Here is a 17,117-nt window from a genome sequence, read left to right on the forward strand (position 1 = left end):
TGACTTTTCGGGAGCGAATGTACCGTTCGGTCACTTGGAGTGACCGAACGGTACATTCGGTTCCACCGGGGCTCCGGCCCGCTTGTCTAGGTCAGGGCGATGTACTTGGTTTCCAGGTACTCCTCGATGCCTTCGCTTCCGCCTTCGCGGCCGAAGCCTGAATCCTTCACTCCACCGAACGGTGCGGCCGCGTCCGAGATGACTCCGCGGTTGACGCCCACCATTCCGCTGTCGATGGCGTCGGCGACTCGTAGTGCGCGGTCGAGGCCGCGGGTGTAGATGTACGACGCCAATCCGAATTCGGTGTCGTTGGCCGCGTCGATTCCTTCTTCCTCGGTGTCGAATCCGACGATGGGGGCGACCGGACCGAAGACTTCTTCCTTCAGGATCCTGGCGTTCGCCGGGACGTCGGTCAGCACCGTTGCCGGGTAAAAGTAGCCGTCGCCTCCTGGTGCTTTGCCGCCGAGGGCAACTGTCGCACCTGCTTCGACTGCGTCGTCGACGAGTTCCTGCACCTTGCTCAGCTGGTCTGCGTTGATCAGGGGTCCGAGCTTGGTGTCCGGGTCGAGGCCCGCACCGAGCGTCATTTCCTTCATCTTGGCGACGAATTTGGTGGTGAATTCCTCGCGCACGCTGTTGGCCACGTGGAGCCGGTTGGCGGCGGTGCATGCCTCGCCGCCGTTGCGCATCTTGGCCAGCATGGCGCCGTCGACGGCCGCGTCGATGTCGGCGTCGTCGAAGACGACGAACGGTGCGTTACCACCCAGCTCCATCGACGTGCGCAGCAGTCCGCCTGCGGACTGTTCGACGAGCTTTCGGCCCACTTCGGTCGATCCGGTGAAGGTGAGTTTGCGCAGTCTCGGGTCTTCGAGGATGGGAGCGCTGACCGCACTGGATTTCGACGAGGTGATGACCGAGAGAACCCCGTCGGGCAGTCCCACCTCGGCGAGGAGCTGAGCGAGGAACAGCATCGTCAACGGCGTCTCGCCTGCGGGCTTGACGATGATGGTGCACCCGGCTGCGAGCGCCGGCCCGATCTTGCGCGTGCCCATGGCCAACGGAAAATTCCACGGCGTGATGGCCAGGACCGGCCCGACGGGCACCTTGGTGACCAGGATGCGGCCGTTGCCTGCCGGTGCGGGTGTGAATCGGCCCTCGATGCGCACCGCTTCCTCGGCGAACCACCGGAAGAACTCGGCACCGTACTTGACCTCGGCCTTGGACTCGGCGAGCGCCTTGCCCATTTCCTTGGTCATGATCGCCGCGACGTCGTCCGCTCGTTCGGTGATCTTCTCGAAGGCTGCGCGTAGGAGCTCGGCGCGTTCACGCGCGGGGGTCTTCGCCCAGGACTTCTGCGCCGATGCAGCGGCGTCGATTGCCTTCTTCGCGTCGGCCGGACTTGCGTCGGCGACCTTCGCGAAGGGTGTGCCGGTGGCGGGATCGACGACGTCGAACGTTGCGCCGTTCTCCGCGTCGACCGGCCTGCCGCCGATCCACAGTTTCGGTGAAATGGATTCGATGAGTGCGTTGATCTCCATGCTCCGAGTGTGCCCGAGCCGGGGCCGCGACAAACGAGGAAGGCGCGCACAGCGAGGCGCTCGGCACTAAAGTAGGACGATATGAGCGTCGACATCACGGGCACGGAAGCCTGGAAGAACCTGAAGGCACACCACGACGCACTCGGAGCCACTACGCTCCGCGAGCTGTTCGCTGCGGACGACGATCGAGGACGAACGTTCACTCTCGCCGCGGGTGATCTTCACATCGATTACAGCAAGCACATCGTGAATTCCGAGACCGTCTCGCTTCTGGTCGAACTCGCGCGAGCGGCCGACGTCGAAGGCCGTCGCGACGCGATGTTCTCGGGTGCCCACATCAACACCTCCGAGGACCGCGCGGTACTGCACACCGCCCTTCGCCTGCCCGCGGACGCGACCCTCGAGGTCGACGGCCAGAACGTCGTCGCCGATGTGCACGAAGTCCTCACGCGTATGGGTGATTTCACCGATCGAGTCCGGTCGGGCGAGTGGGTCGGCGCAACCGGATCCAAGATCTCCACCGTCGTCAACATCGGCATCGGCGGCAGCGATCTCGGCCCCGTCATGGTGTACGACGCGCTGCGCCACTACGCCGACGCCGGCATCTCCGCCAAGTTCGTCTCCAACGTCGACCCTGCCGATCTGGTTGCTGCTCTCGACGGGCTCGATCCGGCCACGACCCTGTTCATCGTGGCGTCCAAGACGTTCTCCACTCTGGAGACGCTGACCAATGCCACGGCGGCCAGGCGGTGGCTCGTCGACGCACTGGGCGACGACGCCGTGTCCAAGCACTTCGTCGCGGTCTCGACCAACGCGGAGCGGGTGTCGGAGTTCGGCATCGACACGGCCAACATGTTCGGGTTCTGGGACTGGGTCGGCGGCCGGTACTCGGTGGACTCCGCGATCGGCCTGTCGGTCATGGCCGTCATCGGCAAGGAGGCGTTCGGCGAATTCCTCGACGGCTTCCACCAGATCGACGAGCACTTCCGCACGACGCCTCTCGAGCGCAACGCGCCTGCACTGCTCGGCCTGATCGGGCTCTGGTACAGCAACTTCTTCGGCTCGGAGACCCGAGCTGTGTTGCCGTACTCCAACGACCTGTCTCGTTTCCCGGCCTACCTCCAGCAGCTGACGATGGAATCCAACGGCAAGTCCGTCAAGGCCGACGGCACCCCCGTCACCACGTCGACCGGTGAGATCTTCTGGGGTGAGCCGGGCACCAACGGGCAGCACGCGTTCTACCAGCTGCTGCACCAGGGCACACGGTTGATTCCCGCTGACTTCATCGGATTCGCCGAGCCCACCGACGACCTCCCCACGCGTGACGGCACCGGGTCCATGCACGACCTGCTGATGAGCAACTTCTTCGCGCAGACCAAGGTTCTGGCATTCGGCAAGACCGCCGACGAAATCGCCGCCGAAGGTACGGCCGCCGACGTCGTTCCGCACAAGGTCATGCCCGGCAACCGTCCGTCCACCTCGATCCTCGCCCCGAAGCTGACGCCGTCGGTGGTCGGGCAGCTGATCGCACTGTACGAGCATCAGGTGTTCGTCGAAGGCGTCGTGTGGGGTGTCGACTCGTTCGATCAGTGGGGTGTGGAGCTGGGCAAGACCCAGGCGCTGGAACTGACGCCCGTCCTGACCGACGCCGATGCCCCTGCACCGCAGAGCGATTCGTCGACCGACGCACTCGTGCGCTGGTACCGCGATCAGCGGGGTCGCACCAAGTAGCACTGTTTCCGAATCCACCCACCTGTTGTGCGTTGCGAGGGCCCCGGAGCTCACAACAGGTGGGTGAATTTGCCGACCTGACTGAACCGAGCCTGCCTCCGTCGCGTCCAAGTAGGTATGGACTTCGAGGGCCTGCTCTTTCGCTCCGACGCGCTGGCATCGGGCGTCACCGACGGTCAACTGCGGCACGCGCGGTTGCGCGGTGAACTGATCGCGGTCCGGCCGGGCGCGTTCGTGTCGGCAGCGTTCTTCGTCACCTTGAATTCCGAGCAGCAGCATCTACTGCTCGCGCGCGCGATTGCTCACGAAGCCCCGGTGGTTCTGAGCCACCAGTCGGCGGCAATTGCGTGGGGAATGGATGTCTGGGCGCTGCCCCTCGCGCACGTCCACTCGACGACCGGACGCACCATCACTGCGAGGAAGGGCCGGCGCCGAATCGTGCACGGTTCGACGCTGTCGGACTCGGAAAGCACAGTCTTTCAAGGACTTTCGCTCACCACCCCAGCCCGGACGGTGGTGGACATTGCGCGATCCACGACGTTCGAACAGTCGGTGTGCGTGGGCGACTCGGCGTTGCGTCGGGGCCTCGTCACCAGGACCGAACTGGACGAGGCTCTCTGCAGCGCACGGCACCGCACCGGTATCCAGAACGCCGTCCGGGCCGTAGCCGCGATGACCGATCGCAGCGACAGCGTCGGCGAGTCCCGCACCCGATTGATTCTCTTCGACGCCGGGTTCACTCCCCTTCTCAATCAGTCGGTGTACGACGCCGGCGGCACGTTCCTGGGCCGAACGGACTTCTTGTTCACCGGCCCGTGGGGATGCTTCGAGTTCGACGGGGCCGACAAGTACGGCGTGAACGCGGCCGACACGCGGGCAAGCGTGCTCGCCGAGAAGGACCGTGAGAACCGCATCCGCGACGCTGGATGGCCGTTCGCGCGGGCGAGCTGGCGTGATCTTGCGCAACCGGACGCGCTGACCGAACGGGTCCGACGGATGCTTGCTCGTGGAGCGCGAATGCCGGAACCCGAGGGGACATTTCGAGCCGAACCGCTTCCCCCGTACCGACCCTGAAATCCACCCACCTGTTGTGCGTTGAGTGGGTCTGAAAACTCACAACAGGTGGGTGGATTTGCCCGGAGTGAACCGAACGGACCTCCGGTGCGTCCAATTCAGTATGGACTTCGATCAGCAGGGGATGTTCTCGCGCACCGAGGCGCTTGCACGGGGGTACACCGACGACGATCTGCGACGCGGCCGTGCCAGCGGGGAGATCGTCACCATCCGGCGCGGTTATTTCGTGCGCGCGGACGTCTATCGACGGCTCGACGCGCATCGCCGCCATGCTGTGCTCGCCGAGGCGATCTATGCGGAGTCGAGCACCGACGCGGTGTTCAGTCATGTGTCGGCGGCGGTTCTGCATCGCATGGAAACGTGGGACATTCCGCTGGACAAGGTCACGTTCACCATTGCGCGGTCCTACGCGGGCAAGAAGGGGCGCCAGCGAGTGCTGCACGGGTCGCCGCTTCCGCCCACGGATCTGACCGAGCGAGACGGGTTTCCGGTCACCGCGCCGACTCGAACGATCGTGGACCTGGCTCGGTCGCTTCCACTGCATCCGGCTGTCTGTATCGGCGACTACGCGATGCGCGCCGGGCTCACCACCCATCAGGAACTTCAGGGTGCGCTCACCGACGCCCGGAACCGAACCGGGATCGCCAAGGCACGCCAGGCGGTGCAGTCGATGTCGAGCCGCAGTCAGAGCACCGGTGAAACGCGCAGCAGGATGTTGTTGGACACGCTGCCGCTACCACCTCCGTTGCTGAGGCAGTCCGTGTACGACGAGGTGGGCGGGTACGTCGGAAGTGCTCCGTTCCTGTACCCGGATCAAGGAGTCGTCGGACGCTACGAGGGTGAAGGGGTGTACGGCGCAGATCCGGTGCTGACGGACATCGATGGTCGACGCGAGCGACATCGAATGGAACAGCTCGGATGGACGGTGGTGCAGTGGGACTGGGAGGACCTGTCCACGCCGCGAGAATTCACCGACCGGATCGCCCGAGCATTCGTGCAGGCCGCATCGAATCGAATACCGTTGGGCCACTACAGCTCCACCTCGAAGTAACCCTCAGATTCGGGCCACTATCGCCGCGGTGTCCAGTCCCGTAGGCAGGGTCCCGAATGCTCCTCCCCAGTCTTCTCCCAGCCGGCTCGCGCAGAATGCATCGGCCACCGCGGGATCACCGTGCCGCACCAGCAGCGAACCCTGGAACACCAGTGCCATGAGTTCGACCACTCGGCGTGCCCTGTACTCCATGTCGGTGCTGTCCGCGAGCTCCTTGCCCACGCGCGCGATGGCGTCGTCCAGACGAGAATCCGCCCCCGCTGCCGACGTGACCTCGGTGAAGTACGCCTCCACCACGTCGGGTTGCTTGGCCAGTGCGCGAAGGGAATCCAGTGCTGCGACGTTGCCCGACCCTTCCCAGATCGACATCAGCGGGGATTCACGGAACAGTCTCGGCATACCGGATTCCTCGACGTACCCGTTGCCGCCCAGACATTCCAACGCCTCGGCCGCGTGGGACGGTGCACGCTTGCACACCCAGTACTTGGTGATGGCCAACGCGATTCGGCGCAATTCGGTCTCCTGCGTGTCTCCACGCGCGGACCGGTCGGTCGCTCCGGCCAGGCGGATCATTGCCGCTGTCGCGGCCTCCGATTCCACGATCAGGTCCGACAACACATTCCGCATCAACGGTTGCTCGATCAGGGCGGCACCGAAGGCGGAGCGGTGGCGAGCATGATGCACCGCTCGAACGGCGGCATTGCGCATTCCTGCTGCGGAACCGATGACGCAGTCGAGGCGGGTCATGTTGACCATCTCGATGATCGTCTTCACACCCCGGCCTTCGTCGCCGACGAGCCACCCTGTGGCACCGAGGTATTCGAGCTCACCGGACGCATTGGACTTGTTGCCCAGCTTGTCCTTGAGCCGTTGCACCTGGATGCGATTGAGGGAGCCGTCGGGCAGCACGCGCGGCAGTAGGAAACAGGACAGCCCGCCTGGTGCCTGCGCCAAGGTCAGGAACATGTCCGACATCGGCGCGGACGTGAACCATTTGTGTCCGACGATCGTGTACGTGCCGTCCGCGGACGGTGTCGCGGTGGTCGTTCCCGACCGGACGTCCGAGCCGCCTTGTTTCTCGGTCATCGACATCCCCGCGGTCAGACCGCGCTTGTCGGTGGGAATGCGGAGCCCGAAGTCGTAGTGGGTCGACGCCAACAGCGGTTCGTACGTCTTAGCCAGGTCCGGGTTGTGCCGCAACGCGGGTACGGCCGCGTAGGTCATCGAGATGGGGCACATATGGCCGGCGTCGGCCTGGCCCCACGCGTAGAACTTCGCCGCCCGGGCGACGTGCGCCCCGGGCCGGGCGTCCTGCCACGGCGTCGCGTGCAGTCCGTTCTCGATCGCGACGTTCATCAGATCGTGCCAGTGCGGATGGAACTCGACCTCGTCGACTCGATTGCCGTACCTGTCGTGCGTGCGCAGGACAGGCGGGTTCTCGTTCGCGAGGCGTCCCCACTCCTGGGCCTCGACGCTTCCCGCACGAGCTCCGAGCTGCCGAACCTCGTCCTCGGCCCACCCGCCCCCCTCGCGGCGCAGACCCTCGAGCAGCGACGCGTCGTCGGACGTGTCGTACGGAAGCAGATCGGGGACCTGGTTGAAGACTGTGTGGGTAGCTGGGAAGGTCATGACACTCCTAACGATCGCAGGGCGAAAGCAACTAGATCCGGAATCACGTCGGCGGTGTCGGTGCGGTCCGGACTCAACGGGCCGACGAGCACTTCCCCCACCGCTCCGACGAGGGCCGCGGCAGCGATCTCGACGTTCTGCTCGGGGATGTCCCCCGCCGCGATGCCGTCGGCCACGGCATCGCCGATCGCCGCGGCGAAGCTGCGGCGGAACACCAGACGCTCGGCGTCGACGGCTGGGTCGACGGGCTCGGCCAGCAGCGCGTAGGCCATGGTGCGGTTCTTCATCGCGCGCCCGGCGAAGATCTCGACGATCGCCGTGACCCGTTCCACGACGCTCCCTGACCCCGTTCGGCTAATTCCGCGGGCTCCACTCGCGCCTGAATTGCTCATTCCGCGGGCTCCACTCGCGCCTGAATTGCTCATTCCGCGGGCTCCACTCGCGCCGGCTGCGTCGACGACGGCCTGAACTTCCCGTCCACAGACGGTGCGGAAGATTGCGACGACGAGGTCGGACTTGCTGTCGAAGTGCGTGTAGACGCTTCCCGCCGACACTCCCGCAGCTGCGGCCACGGACGCGATGGACAGCCCTCGGTAGCCCTGTGAGGACAGCACCTCGACGGCGGCGTCGAACAGTTTCTCGCGTCCGGCGTCGATTCGTGCTTGTACGGCGGAGGTCCGTCGGTAGGGCATGCCAAGAAGTGAAGCACTGATTCATTGCTTCAGGCAAGCCCTCTCGAGTACGGTCGAGTCATGCCAGTGAGGATCGAACGCTCGGGGCCCGTCACCACCGTCGTCCTGTCGAGGCCGGAGGCGAGAAACGCCGTCGACGGTCCCACGGCGGAGCAGTTGGTCAGCGCCTTCGAGGAGTTCGACGCCGACGACTCGGCCGCAGTTGCGGTCCTGTGGGGCGAGGGCGGAACTTTTTGTTCCGGTGCAGACCTCAAAGCGCTCGGCACCGAACGCTCCAACCACGCCACCGAACACGGCGACGGACCGATGGGCCCGACGCGTATGCGCCTGTCCAAGCCCGTCATCGCCGCTGTCTCCGGGTACGCGGTTGCCGGCGGTCTCGAACTCGCTCTGTGGTGCGACCTCCGAATCATCGAGGACGACAGCACTTTCGGAGTCTTCTGCCGGCGGTGGGGTGTTCCGCTGATCGACGGCGGTACCGTGCGTCTTCCTCGGTTGATCGGCACGTCGCGCGCCATGGATCTGATCCTCACCGGTCGCGCCGTCGACGCCGAGGAAGCCCTCGCCATCGGTCTCGCCAACCGTGTCGTTCCTGTCGGGCGTGCCCGCTCCGAGGCCGAAGCACTCGCAGCGGAACTGGCCTTGCTGCCACAGACCTGCATGCGGGAGGATCGGTTGTCCCTGCTCGAGCAGGACGGACTCGACGAGGAGGCGGCCATCGTGAACGAATTCCGGCACGGCGCCATCTCGATGGCCGCAGATGCACTCAGCGGTGCACAGCACTTCGCGTCGGGCGCGGGAAGACACGGGCGTTGACTCCGGGCCGACTGTCCGTCGTCGACGAGATCTTCCTCAGAACACACAGGGGTTACGGCTTACCCATTGCACTGCAGGGTATTTGGCGTAGCGACGACGCGGTCGACCGAGTCGACTTCGCTGCCGTCCACGCCAACCTGAGTCTCGGACGTCTGGGCCGACGAATAGTCAGCCCCAGAGTTCCCGGCGCACGTCGACGCTGGGTCGAGGAGGCGCACTCCTATCCGCTGGCCTTCGAACCCTCGCCGATCAAGACCTCCGAGATCCTCGACTGGGCCGACCGACAGGCCGACGTGGACCTCGACCCGGAGTTCGGACCCGGTTGGCGGATGGCGGTGGCGACCACCGACGCCGGCGGCACCGTCATGTCGTTGGCGTGTTCACACACCCTGGCCGACGCTGCCGGACTGGTGGCAGCAGCCGGAGTGGCGTTCGAAGGCACTGCACCCGAGCCTGCCCCGCGCCGAACGTCGGATGTGATGGACGCGGTGTCTCTGGTGAGACGGGTGGCGCCGGCATCCGTGCGTGCCGCGGCACGATTGGCGTTCGAGAAGGCGTCCCGACGCGAGCTGACCCACTACCGTCGAGTGTCGCGAGCCGTGACGACACACGAGATCGTCTGCAGCAGCGCAACCTTCGACGTCGAGGCGGTCCTGACAAACTCGGAGTTCATTTCCGTCGTCACGGAGATCGCCGCCGAACTGGGTGAGCCGCAACCGATCCGCATCAACGTTCCCTTTCGGACCACCGGAGGCGGCACGAACCGCATCGGAATGGCAACCCTGAACCTGTCGGTGACCGATACCGTCGACGGGATCAAGCAGGCCACCAAGAGCGCGTTCTCCCGTCCCGCCGGTGCTCCCGGTGGGTTTCCTGCCGAGGTGGTGCAACTGCTGTCCGATCGTCGTGCCGCTGCACTGACGGCGGCGCCCGGAACTGCTCGGGTGCTGTGCTCGAACATCGGCGACATCCCGGCGGCAGTGGCATCGATCGGCGGGCACCGCGCATCGAGCGTCGCGACGCGCGCTGTTCACCCACGAGCCGGACGTGCACGCACCACGACTGCGGTCTCGGCCTACGTGTCCTTCCTCGACAACCGTTCGACGCTGTCACTCGTCGGTACCGAGCCTCGATACGCGACTGTTCTCGGTGAGGTCGCGGCCCGGGTGTTGGCCCGGCGAGGTCTGAACGCCACGCCGTGGTGAACCACCGAGAATTTGGTGGTAGCAGGGGGTCGTCACGGCTCGTACCGGTCTACCGTGGTCGCTATGAGCGAGCACGACATCTACACGACGATCCAGCAGCTGGTGGCCACCGAGCACAAACTTCGGTCCGACACCCAGGCAGGCGACATCGATCCGGCAGACGAAAAGGCCGAGCTGACGAAGATCGAGCACGCACTCGACCAGTGCTGGGATCTGCTTCGGCAGCGCCGAGCGCGTCTGGACGCGGGGCTCGACCCGGACGACGCACAGGCAGGCAGCGTCGAGCAGGTGGAGCACTACCTCCAGTAGACCGCGTCAGACGAGCCTGTCGGTGATCCGATTGGGCAGGAACCGCAGCGCGACATCGATGCCCCGCCACTTCAGGCCAGGCAGCGCTGCGCGCCTCGGTTCCTTCTCGATTGCGCTGATCATCGCCGTCACGCCCTGGTCGAGGCTCGCCGTCAGCACGCTCTTGTCGCCGGCCTTCGCGGACATGTCCGTCTCGATGAAGCCCGGCAACAGCGTCGTGACGACGATGTCGGTGCCGGAGAGTTCGGTGGCCAAGGCGTCACCCAGCGCCGCAACGCCCGCCTTGCTCGCGGAGTAGACCGCCTTGGGGCCGGGAAGTCCGCGGTCGGCAATGACCGAGGACACGAGCACCAGGTGCCCGAACTTCTGCTTGCGGAAAATCTCCAGCGCTGCCTCGATCTGTGACAGCGCGCCGACGAAATTGGTTCGGGCGGTGGCGAGATTGGCGTCGGCGCGGCCGGTACCGATCTTTGCGCCCTTGCCGAGCCCCGCGTTGACGACAACCCGATCCAGTCCACCGAGTTCGTCGTGCAACTCGCCGAACACCCGGCCCACGGCATCGTGGTCGGTCACGTCCAGCGCTCTGACGGCGACGGTGACGCCGGGGTTGGCCACGATCAGCTCGTCGCGAAGCGCCTCCAGCCGGTCCAGGCGTCGGGCACACAGGGCCAGATCCTTACCCTGCGCGGCGAATCGCTTGGCCATCTCCTCACCGAGCCCCGAGCTTGCACCGGTGATCAGAATCTTGTTCCGCATCGTCCCCATGCCCGAAGACCCTATGCCACTCTTGAAAGATGACCGTGAACACTACTGACGAATTCGACGTCATCGTCGTCGGCGGGGGCCCCGTCGGCGAGAACGCCGCGAGCTACGCCATCGCAGGCAGCGACCGCACCGCGGTGATCGTCGAGCACGAACTCGTCGGCGGCGAGTGTTCCTACTGGGCGTGCATGCCCAGCAAGGCGTTGCTGCGGCCCAGCGAAGTGCTCACCACCGCACGCAACATGCCGGGGGTGAAGGAACTCGTCGGCGACCGCGGCCTCGATGTCGACGCCGTGCTGGCGCGTCGGGAATCCTTCACCCATTCCCTCGACGATTCCTCGCAGGTGTCGTGGGCCGAGTCCGCCGGGATCTCCGTGGTCCGCGGCCACGGCCGCATCACCGGAGACCGAACGGTCGACGTCGGCGGGCGCACCTTGACGGCCCGGCACGCCGTCGTCCTCGCGACCGGGACCACCGCGTCGGTTCCGGGCACCCCTGGCCTGCGTGACGCACTCCCCTGGACTTCCCGCGACGCCACCAACATTCACGAGATCCCCCACCGAGTCGCCGTCATCGGAGGCGGTGTGGTGGCGTCGGAAGCGGCGACGTGGCTGTTGTCGTTCGGCGCCGAGGTGACGATGATCGTGCGCGGCTCGGCCCTGCTGGCGAGCGCCGAACCCTTCGCGAGCGACCTCGTCGCCGACGCGCTTCGATCCCGCGGCGCGACGATACTGTTCGACGCCGACCTCACAGCCGTGTCGCGGCCGGACGCGTCGGACACGGGAATCGGCAGAATCCATGGTGGCGCAGCAGAATTGACGGTGAACGGCGAGACGATCGTCGTCGACGAGATCCTGGTCGCCGCAGGCCGCACGCCGGCGAGCGCCGACCTCGGTCTGTCGTCCATCGGGGTCGACGATCGAGGTTACGTCGACACCGACGACCACCTCCAGGTACCCGGTGTCCCCTGGCTCTATGCGGCAGGCGACATCAACGGTCGCGCGCCGCTGACCCACATGGGCAAATACCAAGCGCGCGTGGTCGGCGACGTCATCGCCGCCCGCGCCGACGGAAAGCCGTTGGACGGCAAGCGCTTCACCGCCTCGGCCGATCACGGACAGGTGCCGCAGGTGGTGTTCACCCCGCTGCAGGTCGCGTCCGTCGGTCTCACCGAGAAGCAGGCGCGTTCGGCGGACATCGACGTCGAAATCCTCGGGGTCGACATCGAGGTCGCGGGATCGTCGCTTCAGCAGGACGACTACTCCGGGCACGCTCAGTTGGTCGTCGACAGAGCGAAGGACATCGTGGTCGGCGCCACCTTCGTCGGACCCGGCGTCGACGAACTGGTCCACGCCGCCACCGTCGCCGTCGTCGGCAAGGTGACGCTCGACGACTTGTGGCACGCCGTACCGTCGTACCCCACGGTCAGCGAAGTCTGGCTGCGCCTCCTCGAATCACGGCGCGGTTAGGGTTCATCGCCCGTCGCGGAGTGGCTGAGCCCGTTTGACCTGCCGTGCCGCGTCGACGGCACGCAGTTCGACGGGCGATCCGACGACCACGGTTCCCACGCGGAGAATCCCGTCGGTGAGCGGCTCGGCGCGGAGCCCTCCGCGGCCGATCAGAGCCTTGCGCGCACCCTCGGCCGCCATGGTGTCCATCCACACGCAGGGATGCGCCGGCCTGCCGCCTCGAAATCTCACCGGACCGTCACCGGAATCGAGCTCGAATTCCTCACCGCGCAACGGATCGAGTTCCAGACCGCGTACGACGATGTTTCGCCTGGCCACCGCGGTGTCGGGCATCGAGATTCCGAGTGCGTCGCCGACGGCGTCCCACGCCTCGGCGGCCAGGAACGTCACCGCGGCTTCGGTGTGCGCTTTGACGCCGAAGAAGCGGTCACCGCGAATTCCCTTGTGCGCAACGATGTCCACCTGTTCGGGGAACTGCGTCGGCACCTCCTTCGCAGGTCCGTCCTTGGCGCGGCCGAAATACGCGTGGGCGGGCGAGACGAGCAGCTGCACCACATCGGCGCGGTACTGGAACTCCATGACCCCGATTGTCCATACTCCCCGATACTTACCCGTCGGTAAGATCTCCGCGTAGACTGCGTGTCATGCTCGCGAACACCAGAGTCACCACCGTGGACGGCGTCCTGCAGGGAAAGGCCGTGGGTGACCTCGTCACGTGGCGGGGAATCCCCTATGCAGCTCCTCCGGTGGGCCCGCTCCGCCTGCGCGCACCACAGCCGGTAGCGCCGTGGACCGGAGTGCGGGACGCCACCGAATGGGGCAACGCCTCGGTCCAGCACAAGCGCGGAACCATGCTGTCGGTGAACAAGTACCAACCGTCGAGCGAGGACTGCCTCACCCTCAACGTTCTGGCTCCCGGACGCCGGAGCGTGGGGTCTCTGCCGGTCATGGTCTTCATCCACGGCGGCGCCTACACGCTGGGAACGTCGGCCACCCCGCTCTACGGCGGGGGCTCGTTGGTACGTCGGGCGCTGAAGGACGGGGACGGAATCGTCTACGTGTCCATCAACTACCGCCTGGGCACGCTCGGTTACCTCGATTTCTCCCAGTTCTCGACACCGACCAGGCAATTCGACTCCAATCTCGGCTTGCGAGATCAGGTGGCCGCGCTCGAATGGGTGCAGCGCAACATCAGCGCGTTCGGTGGCGATCCGGACAACGTCACCGTCTTCGGCGAATCCGCCGGCGGCAACGCGGTGACGACTTTGTTGGCGACACCGTCGGCGAAGGGTTTGTTCGCGCAGGCCATCGCAGAAAGTTCGGCTCCCGGACTCGTCGCCACCCAGGACCGAGCGACGGACTGGGCACGCCAGTTCGTCGAACTGCTCGGCGACGGAGGCAACGTAGCGAGCACCCTGGACAGCGCCGACGTGAAGACTCTCGGCAGCACGGGCTCGAAGCTGGCTCTGTCGGTCGTCAAGAGCACTCCCGGCCTCCATCCGTTCGGCCCGGTCGTCGACGGTGACTTTCTGCCGAAGAACCCGGTCGACGCCTGCGCCGACGGCACTGCCCACGCGGTTCCGCTGATCATCGGCACCAACGGACGCGAGGGCACGCTGTTCCCCAAGGTGCTCGACGCCCTCCCGACCAATCCGTCACGCATCGACACACTCTTCGCACTGACCGACCCTGCCGCGAAAGACGTTGTCCTCGAGGCGTACCCCGACTATCCGCAGGAATCGGCAGCGATCGACGTCGGAGGCGATTTCACGTTCTGGAAACCGTCCATCGAGGTCGCGGAAACACACTCGCGCAGGGCTCCGACCTACAGCTATCGATTCGATTTCGCGCCGCGGGTGATGAAGTGGCTCGGACTCGACGCCACACATGGATTCGAACTGTTCGCAGTGTTCGGAATCAACGAGACGTCGTTCGGCAAGTTGATGACCGTTCCCGGTGGACGACGCGCCTTCCAGGAGGTCACCGAACACGTCCAGTCGCAGTGGTTGGAGTTCGCGCGCACGGGGTCGCCGCTCCCGAGTTGGCCGAAGTACGACGAAAGTACGCGCGAGACACTCATTTTCGACACCAGAACCCGGGTCCAACGTGACCCGCGCAGCGATCGGCGACGGGCCTGGGAGGGCTACCGCGGTTACGCGAGCCAGAAGACCGAAGCGTCCGCTACTTGAGCAGGCGGGACATCCGGCGATCCGCCAGGATCTTGCCGGATGTCTGGCACGTCGCGCAGTACTGGAAGGAACGTTCGGCGTAGGAGACCTCGCGGACGGTGTCCCCGCAGACCGGACACGGCAGACCCGCCCGGGCATGCACCCGCATTCCCGACCTCTTCTCGCCCTTGAGCCGGGCCGCATCCTGACCGGTCGACCTGGCGACGGCGTCCAGCAGCACCTCGCGCATCGCGGCGTACAGCACTCCGACCGACTCGGCATCGAGCTTGCCCGACGACGCGAACGGTGAAAGCTTGGCCACGTGGAGGATCTCGTCGGAGTAGGCGTTGCCGATCCCGGCCAGCATCGACTGGTCGACGAGAACCGTCTTCAGCCGAGCCGTCGTCCCCTTCAGGATGTCCGCGAATTCCGTTTCCGTGACGGCCAAGGCGTCGGGACCGAGGCGAGCGATGCCCGGCACTTCCTGCGGATCACGCACCACCCAGACTGCCAGCCGTTTCTTCGTGCCCGCTTCGGTGAGGTCGATGGCGGGGGTCAGCCCCTCCGGCGTGAAGAAGTGGACACGGAGCGCCAGCGGACCCTTCCCCGGTTTCGGTGGAGCCGCCGACGGGTTGTCCGTCCACCGAAGCCATCCGCCGCGGGACAGATGCGTGATCAGCCAGAGATCCCCTGCCTGGACAGCCAGGTGCTTGCCGAACCGCGCTGCGTCGGTCACGTCTCGTCCCTGCAACTCCGTGATGGGCGGATCGAACGTCTTGAGCACGCTCAGTGCGGCGATGTCGACACGACCGATCACAGCGCCGACGGCGTGCTCACGGAGGAAACCGGCGAGGGCTTCGACTTCGGGCAACTCGGGCATGGCGCAATTATGCGCTCGGCGCCGACACTTGCGCACCATCGACACAGCGCCGGTCGGGTGCTCGGCGCGGATCGACAGCACGGAGCGCATAATGTTCCACATGGTTTCCACCCCGTACGAAGATCTGCTGCGGCACGTACTCGCGACCGGCACCGCCAAGTCCGACCGCACCGGGACGGGCACGACCAGCGTCTTCGGCCACCAGATGCGGTTCGACCTCGCCGAGGGATTCCCGCTGATCACCACCAAACGGGTGCATCTGAAGTCGATCGTCTACGAATTGCTGTGGTTTCTCCGCGGCGACTCCAACGTGTCCTGGCTGCAGGAGCACGGCGTCACCATCTGGGACGAATGGGCAGCACCCGACGGTGAACTCGGTCCCGTCTACGGGGTCCAGTGGAGGTCGTGGCCGACACCGTCGGGCGAGCACATCGACCAGATCTCGGCTGCTCTCGACCTTCTGCGCTCGGATCCCGATTCGCGACGCAACATCGTTTCGTCGTGGAACGTCGGCGAGATTCCGCAGATGGCACTGCCGCCCTGCCATGCCTTCTTCCAGTTCTACGTCGCCGACGGCAAACTGTCCTGCCAGCTCTATCAGCGCAGCGCCGATCTGTTCCTCGGAGTTCCGTTCAACATCGCCAGCTACGCACTGCTGACGCACATGGTCGCTGCGCAGGTGGGCCTCGAAGTCGGCGACTTCGTGTGGACCGGCGGCGACTGCCACATCTACGACAACCACCGCGAGCAAGTTGCCGAGCAACTGAGCCGGGAACCGTTCCCGTACCCGAAACTGAAGCTTGCACAGCGTGATTCGATCTTCGACTACCAGTTCGAGGACATCGAGGTCGTCGGGTACCAGCACCACCCGTCCATCAAGGCGCCGGTCGCTGTATGAGCCCGACGACGGTGGGCGCCATCTGGGCACAGGCCCACGACGGAGTCATCGGCGACGGCACGACCATCCCGTGGCACATCCCCGAGGACATGGCTCACTTCCGCGAGATCACCCGCGGCCATCCCGTCGTCATGGGTCGTAGGACCTGGGATTCGCTGCCGGAACGATTTCGACCGCTGCCCGGTCGGCGCAATATCGTCGTCACCCGAGACCGCAGTTGGCACGCCGACGGAGCAGACACCGCCGGCAGCGTCGAGGACGCGCTCGCCCTCGTCGACGGTGAGGTCTGGATCATCGGCGGCGGCGAAATCTACCGCGCTGCACTGCCGTTCACGACACGGTTGGAAGTCACCGAGATCGACCTCTCGGTCGAGGGAGAAACTCGTGCACCGCACATTCCCGACGGCTGGGCGGCAACGCTCGGCGAGTGGCGTGTCAGCGAGAAGAGCGGCCACCGCTTCCGCTGGAACCAGTACGGCAAGGCTTACCGAACTACCTGATTCACAGTGGATTTCGCTCCGATGCCCCTCACCGCGGCTGCGGTTGGGCCATACTGGGGCGCATGGACAAGAAGTCACTCACCGCCCTTGCCCGCCAGCAATTGAAGCTCGCCGTGGGCACGTCGAGTGGCCGCAGTTCGCAGACCGTCTACGGCGGGCACCAGCGTCACCTGCGCCAGACGGTCGTCGCGTTGGCCGCCGGGAACAAACTGGCCGAGCACGACCTGTCCGGTGAGTCCACCGTCCTCGTCATCAGCGGTCAGCTCACCCTGGTGAGCGGCGAGAAATCCTGGAAGGGCTCGGCAGGCGACCTCCTCGTAGTGCCGGATGCCCGCCACAGCGTCGAAGCAATCGAGGACGTCGCGTTCCTACTGACCGTCGCCGTCTAGTTCGGC

The 17,117-nt window shown here is 65.8% G+C and carries 17 protein-coding genes; 11 read left to right on the plus strand and 6 right to left on the minus strand.

Annotation, left to right across the window (positions count from 1 at the left end):
* Positions 1 to 86: 86 nt before the first annotated feature.
* Positions 87 to 1,538 carry an NAD-dependent succinate-semialdehyde dehydrogenase gene (locus CH289_RS01960; RefSeq protein ID WP_019664462.1) on the minus strand — a complete coding sequence of 484 codons (1,452 nt, stop codon included), beginning with the start codon at positions 1,536 to 1,538 and terminating at the stop codon, positions 87 to 89.
* An 81-nt stretch (positions 1,539 to 1,619) separates the two neighbouring features.
* Between CH289_RS01960 and pgi the strand changes: the two genes are divergently transcribed.
* The 3 genes from pgi (at position 1,620) to CH289_RS01975 (ending at position 5,394) form a co-directional block, all read left to right on the plus strand.
* A complete protein-coding gene (gene pgi, locus CH289_RS01965; protein ID WP_020111444.1) occupies positions 1,620 to 3,269 on the plus strand; it encodes a glucose-6-phosphate isomerase in 1,650 nt (549 codons plus the stop codon).
* A gap of 117 nt (positions 3,270 to 3,386) precedes the next feature.
* Positions 3,387 to 4,343: a hypothetical protein gene (locus CH289_RS01970; protein ID WP_094727123.1), complete on the plus strand. Its 957-nt coding sequence runs from the start codon at positions 3,387 to 3,389 to the stop codon at positions 4,341 to 4,343.
* A gap of 103 nt (positions 4,344 to 4,446) precedes the next feature.
* A complete protein-coding gene (locus CH289_RS01975) occupies positions 4,447 to 5,394 on the plus strand; it encodes a type IV toxin-antitoxin system AbiEi family antitoxin domain-containing protein (RefSeq protein ID WP_094727126.1) in 948 nt (315 codons plus the stop codon).
* A gap of 3 nt (positions 5,395 to 5,397) precedes the next feature.
* Here CH289_RS01975 and CH289_RS01980 read toward each other — a convergent pair whose 3' ends face one another.
* Together CH289_RS01980 and CH289_RS01985 are read right to left on the minus strand one after the other, a co-directional pair.
* Positions 5,398 to 7,023, minus strand: coding sequence for an acyl-CoA dehydrogenase family protein (locus tag CH289_RS01980; protein ID WP_094727128.1), 1,626 nt, complete (start codon positions 7,021 to 7,023; stop codon positions 5,398 to 5,400).
* Positions 7,020 to 7,715 carry a TetR/AcrR family transcriptional regulator gene (locus CH289_RS01985; RefSeq protein ID WP_094727130.1) on the minus strand — a complete coding sequence of 232 codons (696 nt, stop codon included), beginning with the start codon at positions 7,713 to 7,715 and terminating at the stop codon, positions 7,020 to 7,022. The genes CH289_RS01980 and CH289_RS01985 overlap by 4 nt, the downstream gene beginning before the upstream one ends.
* Positions 7,716 to 7,775: 60 nt before the next feature.
* Between CH289_RS01985 and CH289_RS01990 the strand changes: the two genes are divergently transcribed.
* From CH289_RS01990 to CH289_RS02000, 3 genes are all read left to right on the plus strand, one after another.
* A complete protein-coding gene (locus CH289_RS01990) occupies positions 7,776 to 8,531 on the plus strand; it encodes a crotonase/enoyl-CoA hydratase family protein (RefSeq protein ID WP_027498754.1) in 756 nt (251 codons plus the stop codon).
* Positions 8,528 to 9,736 carry a hypothetical protein gene (locus tag CH289_RS01995; protein ID WP_094727132.1) on the plus strand — a complete coding sequence of 403 codons (1,209 nt, stop codon included), beginning with the start codon at positions 8,528 to 8,530 and terminating at the stop codon, positions 9,734 to 9,736. Before CH289_RS01990 ends, CH289_RS01995 begins: the two co-directional genes overlap by 4 nt.
* A 63-nt stretch (positions 9,737 to 9,799) precedes the next feature.
* On the plus strand, positions 9,800 to 10,045 hold the full coding sequence (locus tag CH289_RS02000) for a DUF2630 family protein (protein ID WP_019664454.1): 246 nt from the start codon (positions 9,800 to 9,802) through the stop codon (positions 10,043 to 10,045).
* Between the two features lie 6 nt (positions 10,046 to 10,051).
* On the opposite strand, the gene CH289_RS02005 is transcribed toward CH289_RS02000, so the two are convergent.
* Positions 10,052 to 10,810 carry an SDR family oxidoreductase gene (locus CH289_RS02005; protein WP_094727134.1) on the minus strand — a complete coding sequence of 253 codons (759 nt, stop codon included), beginning with the start codon at positions 10,808 to 10,810 and terminating at the stop codon, positions 10,052 to 10,054.
* A gap of 29 nt (positions 10,811 to 10,839) precedes the next feature.
* Here CH289_RS02005 and CH289_RS02010 point away from each other — a divergent pair, with 29 nt between their 5' ends.
* Positions 10,840 to 12,276, plus strand: a complete 1,437-nt coding sequence (locus CH289_RS02010; RefSeq protein ID WP_033190731.1) for a dihydrolipoyl dehydrogenase family protein — start codon at positions 10,840 to 10,842, stop codon at positions 12,274 to 12,276.
* Between the two features lie 3 nt (positions 12,277 to 12,279).
* Here CH289_RS02010 and CH289_RS02015 read toward each other — a convergent pair whose 3' ends face one another.
* On the minus strand, positions 12,280 to 12,855 hold the full coding sequence (locus CH289_RS02015; RefSeq protein ID WP_037143847.1) for a molybdenum cofactor biosysynthesis protein: 576 nt from the start codon (positions 12,853 to 12,855) through the stop codon (positions 12,280 to 12,282).
* 65 nt (positions 12,856 to 12,920) lie between these two features.
* On the opposite strand from CH289_RS02015, the gene CH289_RS02020 reads away from it, so the two are divergent.
* Complete coding sequence (locus CH289_RS02020; protein WP_094727136.1) at positions 12,921 to 14,465, plus strand: carboxylesterase/lipase family protein; 1,545 nt, start codon at positions 12,921 to 12,923, stop codon at positions 14,463 to 14,465.
* Here the strand turns inward: CH289_RS02020 and CH289_RS02025 are convergent.
* Positions 14,458 to 15,324 carry an Fpg/Nei family DNA glycosylase gene (locus CH289_RS02025; RefSeq protein ID WP_026347676.1) on the minus strand — a complete coding sequence of 289 codons (867 nt, stop codon included), beginning with the start codon at positions 15,322 to 15,324 and terminating at the stop codon, positions 14,458 to 14,460. The two genes, CH289_RS02020 and CH289_RS02025, sit on opposite strands and share 8 nt — an antisense overlap.
* A gap of 91 nt (positions 15,325 to 15,415) precedes the next feature.
* Between CH289_RS02025 and CH289_RS02030 the strand changes: the two genes are divergently transcribed.
* The 3 genes from CH289_RS02030 to CH289_RS02040 all read left to right on the plus strand — a co-directional run bounded on the left by CH289_RS02030 (position 15,416) and on the right by CH289_RS02040 (position 17,111).
* The gene (locus CH289_RS02030) at positions 15,416 to 16,222 is read left to right on the plus strand and encodes a thymidylate synthase (RefSeq protein ID WP_020111453.1); all 807 of its coding nucleotides are present in this window, start codon (positions 15,416 to 15,418) and stop codon (positions 16,220 to 16,222) included.
* A complete protein-coding gene (locus CH289_RS02035; RefSeq protein WP_033190730.1) occupies positions 16,219 to 16,722 on the plus strand; it encodes a dihydrofolate reductase in 504 nt (167 codons plus the stop codon). Before CH289_RS02030 ends, CH289_RS02035 begins: the two co-directional genes overlap by 4 nt.
* Positions 16,723 to 16,784: 62 nt before the next feature.
* A complete protein-coding gene (locus tag CH289_RS02040; protein WP_019664446.1) occupies positions 16,785 to 17,111 on the plus strand; it encodes a cupin domain-containing protein in 327 nt (108 codons plus the stop codon).
* Positions 17,112 to 17,117: the final 6 nt, after the last annotated feature.

This window comes from Rhodococcus sp. RS1C4 (assembly GCF_002258225.1).
Lineage (GTDB): Bacteria > Actinomycetota > Actinomycetes > Mycobacteriales > Mycobacteriaceae > Rhodococcoides > Rhodococcoides fascians_E.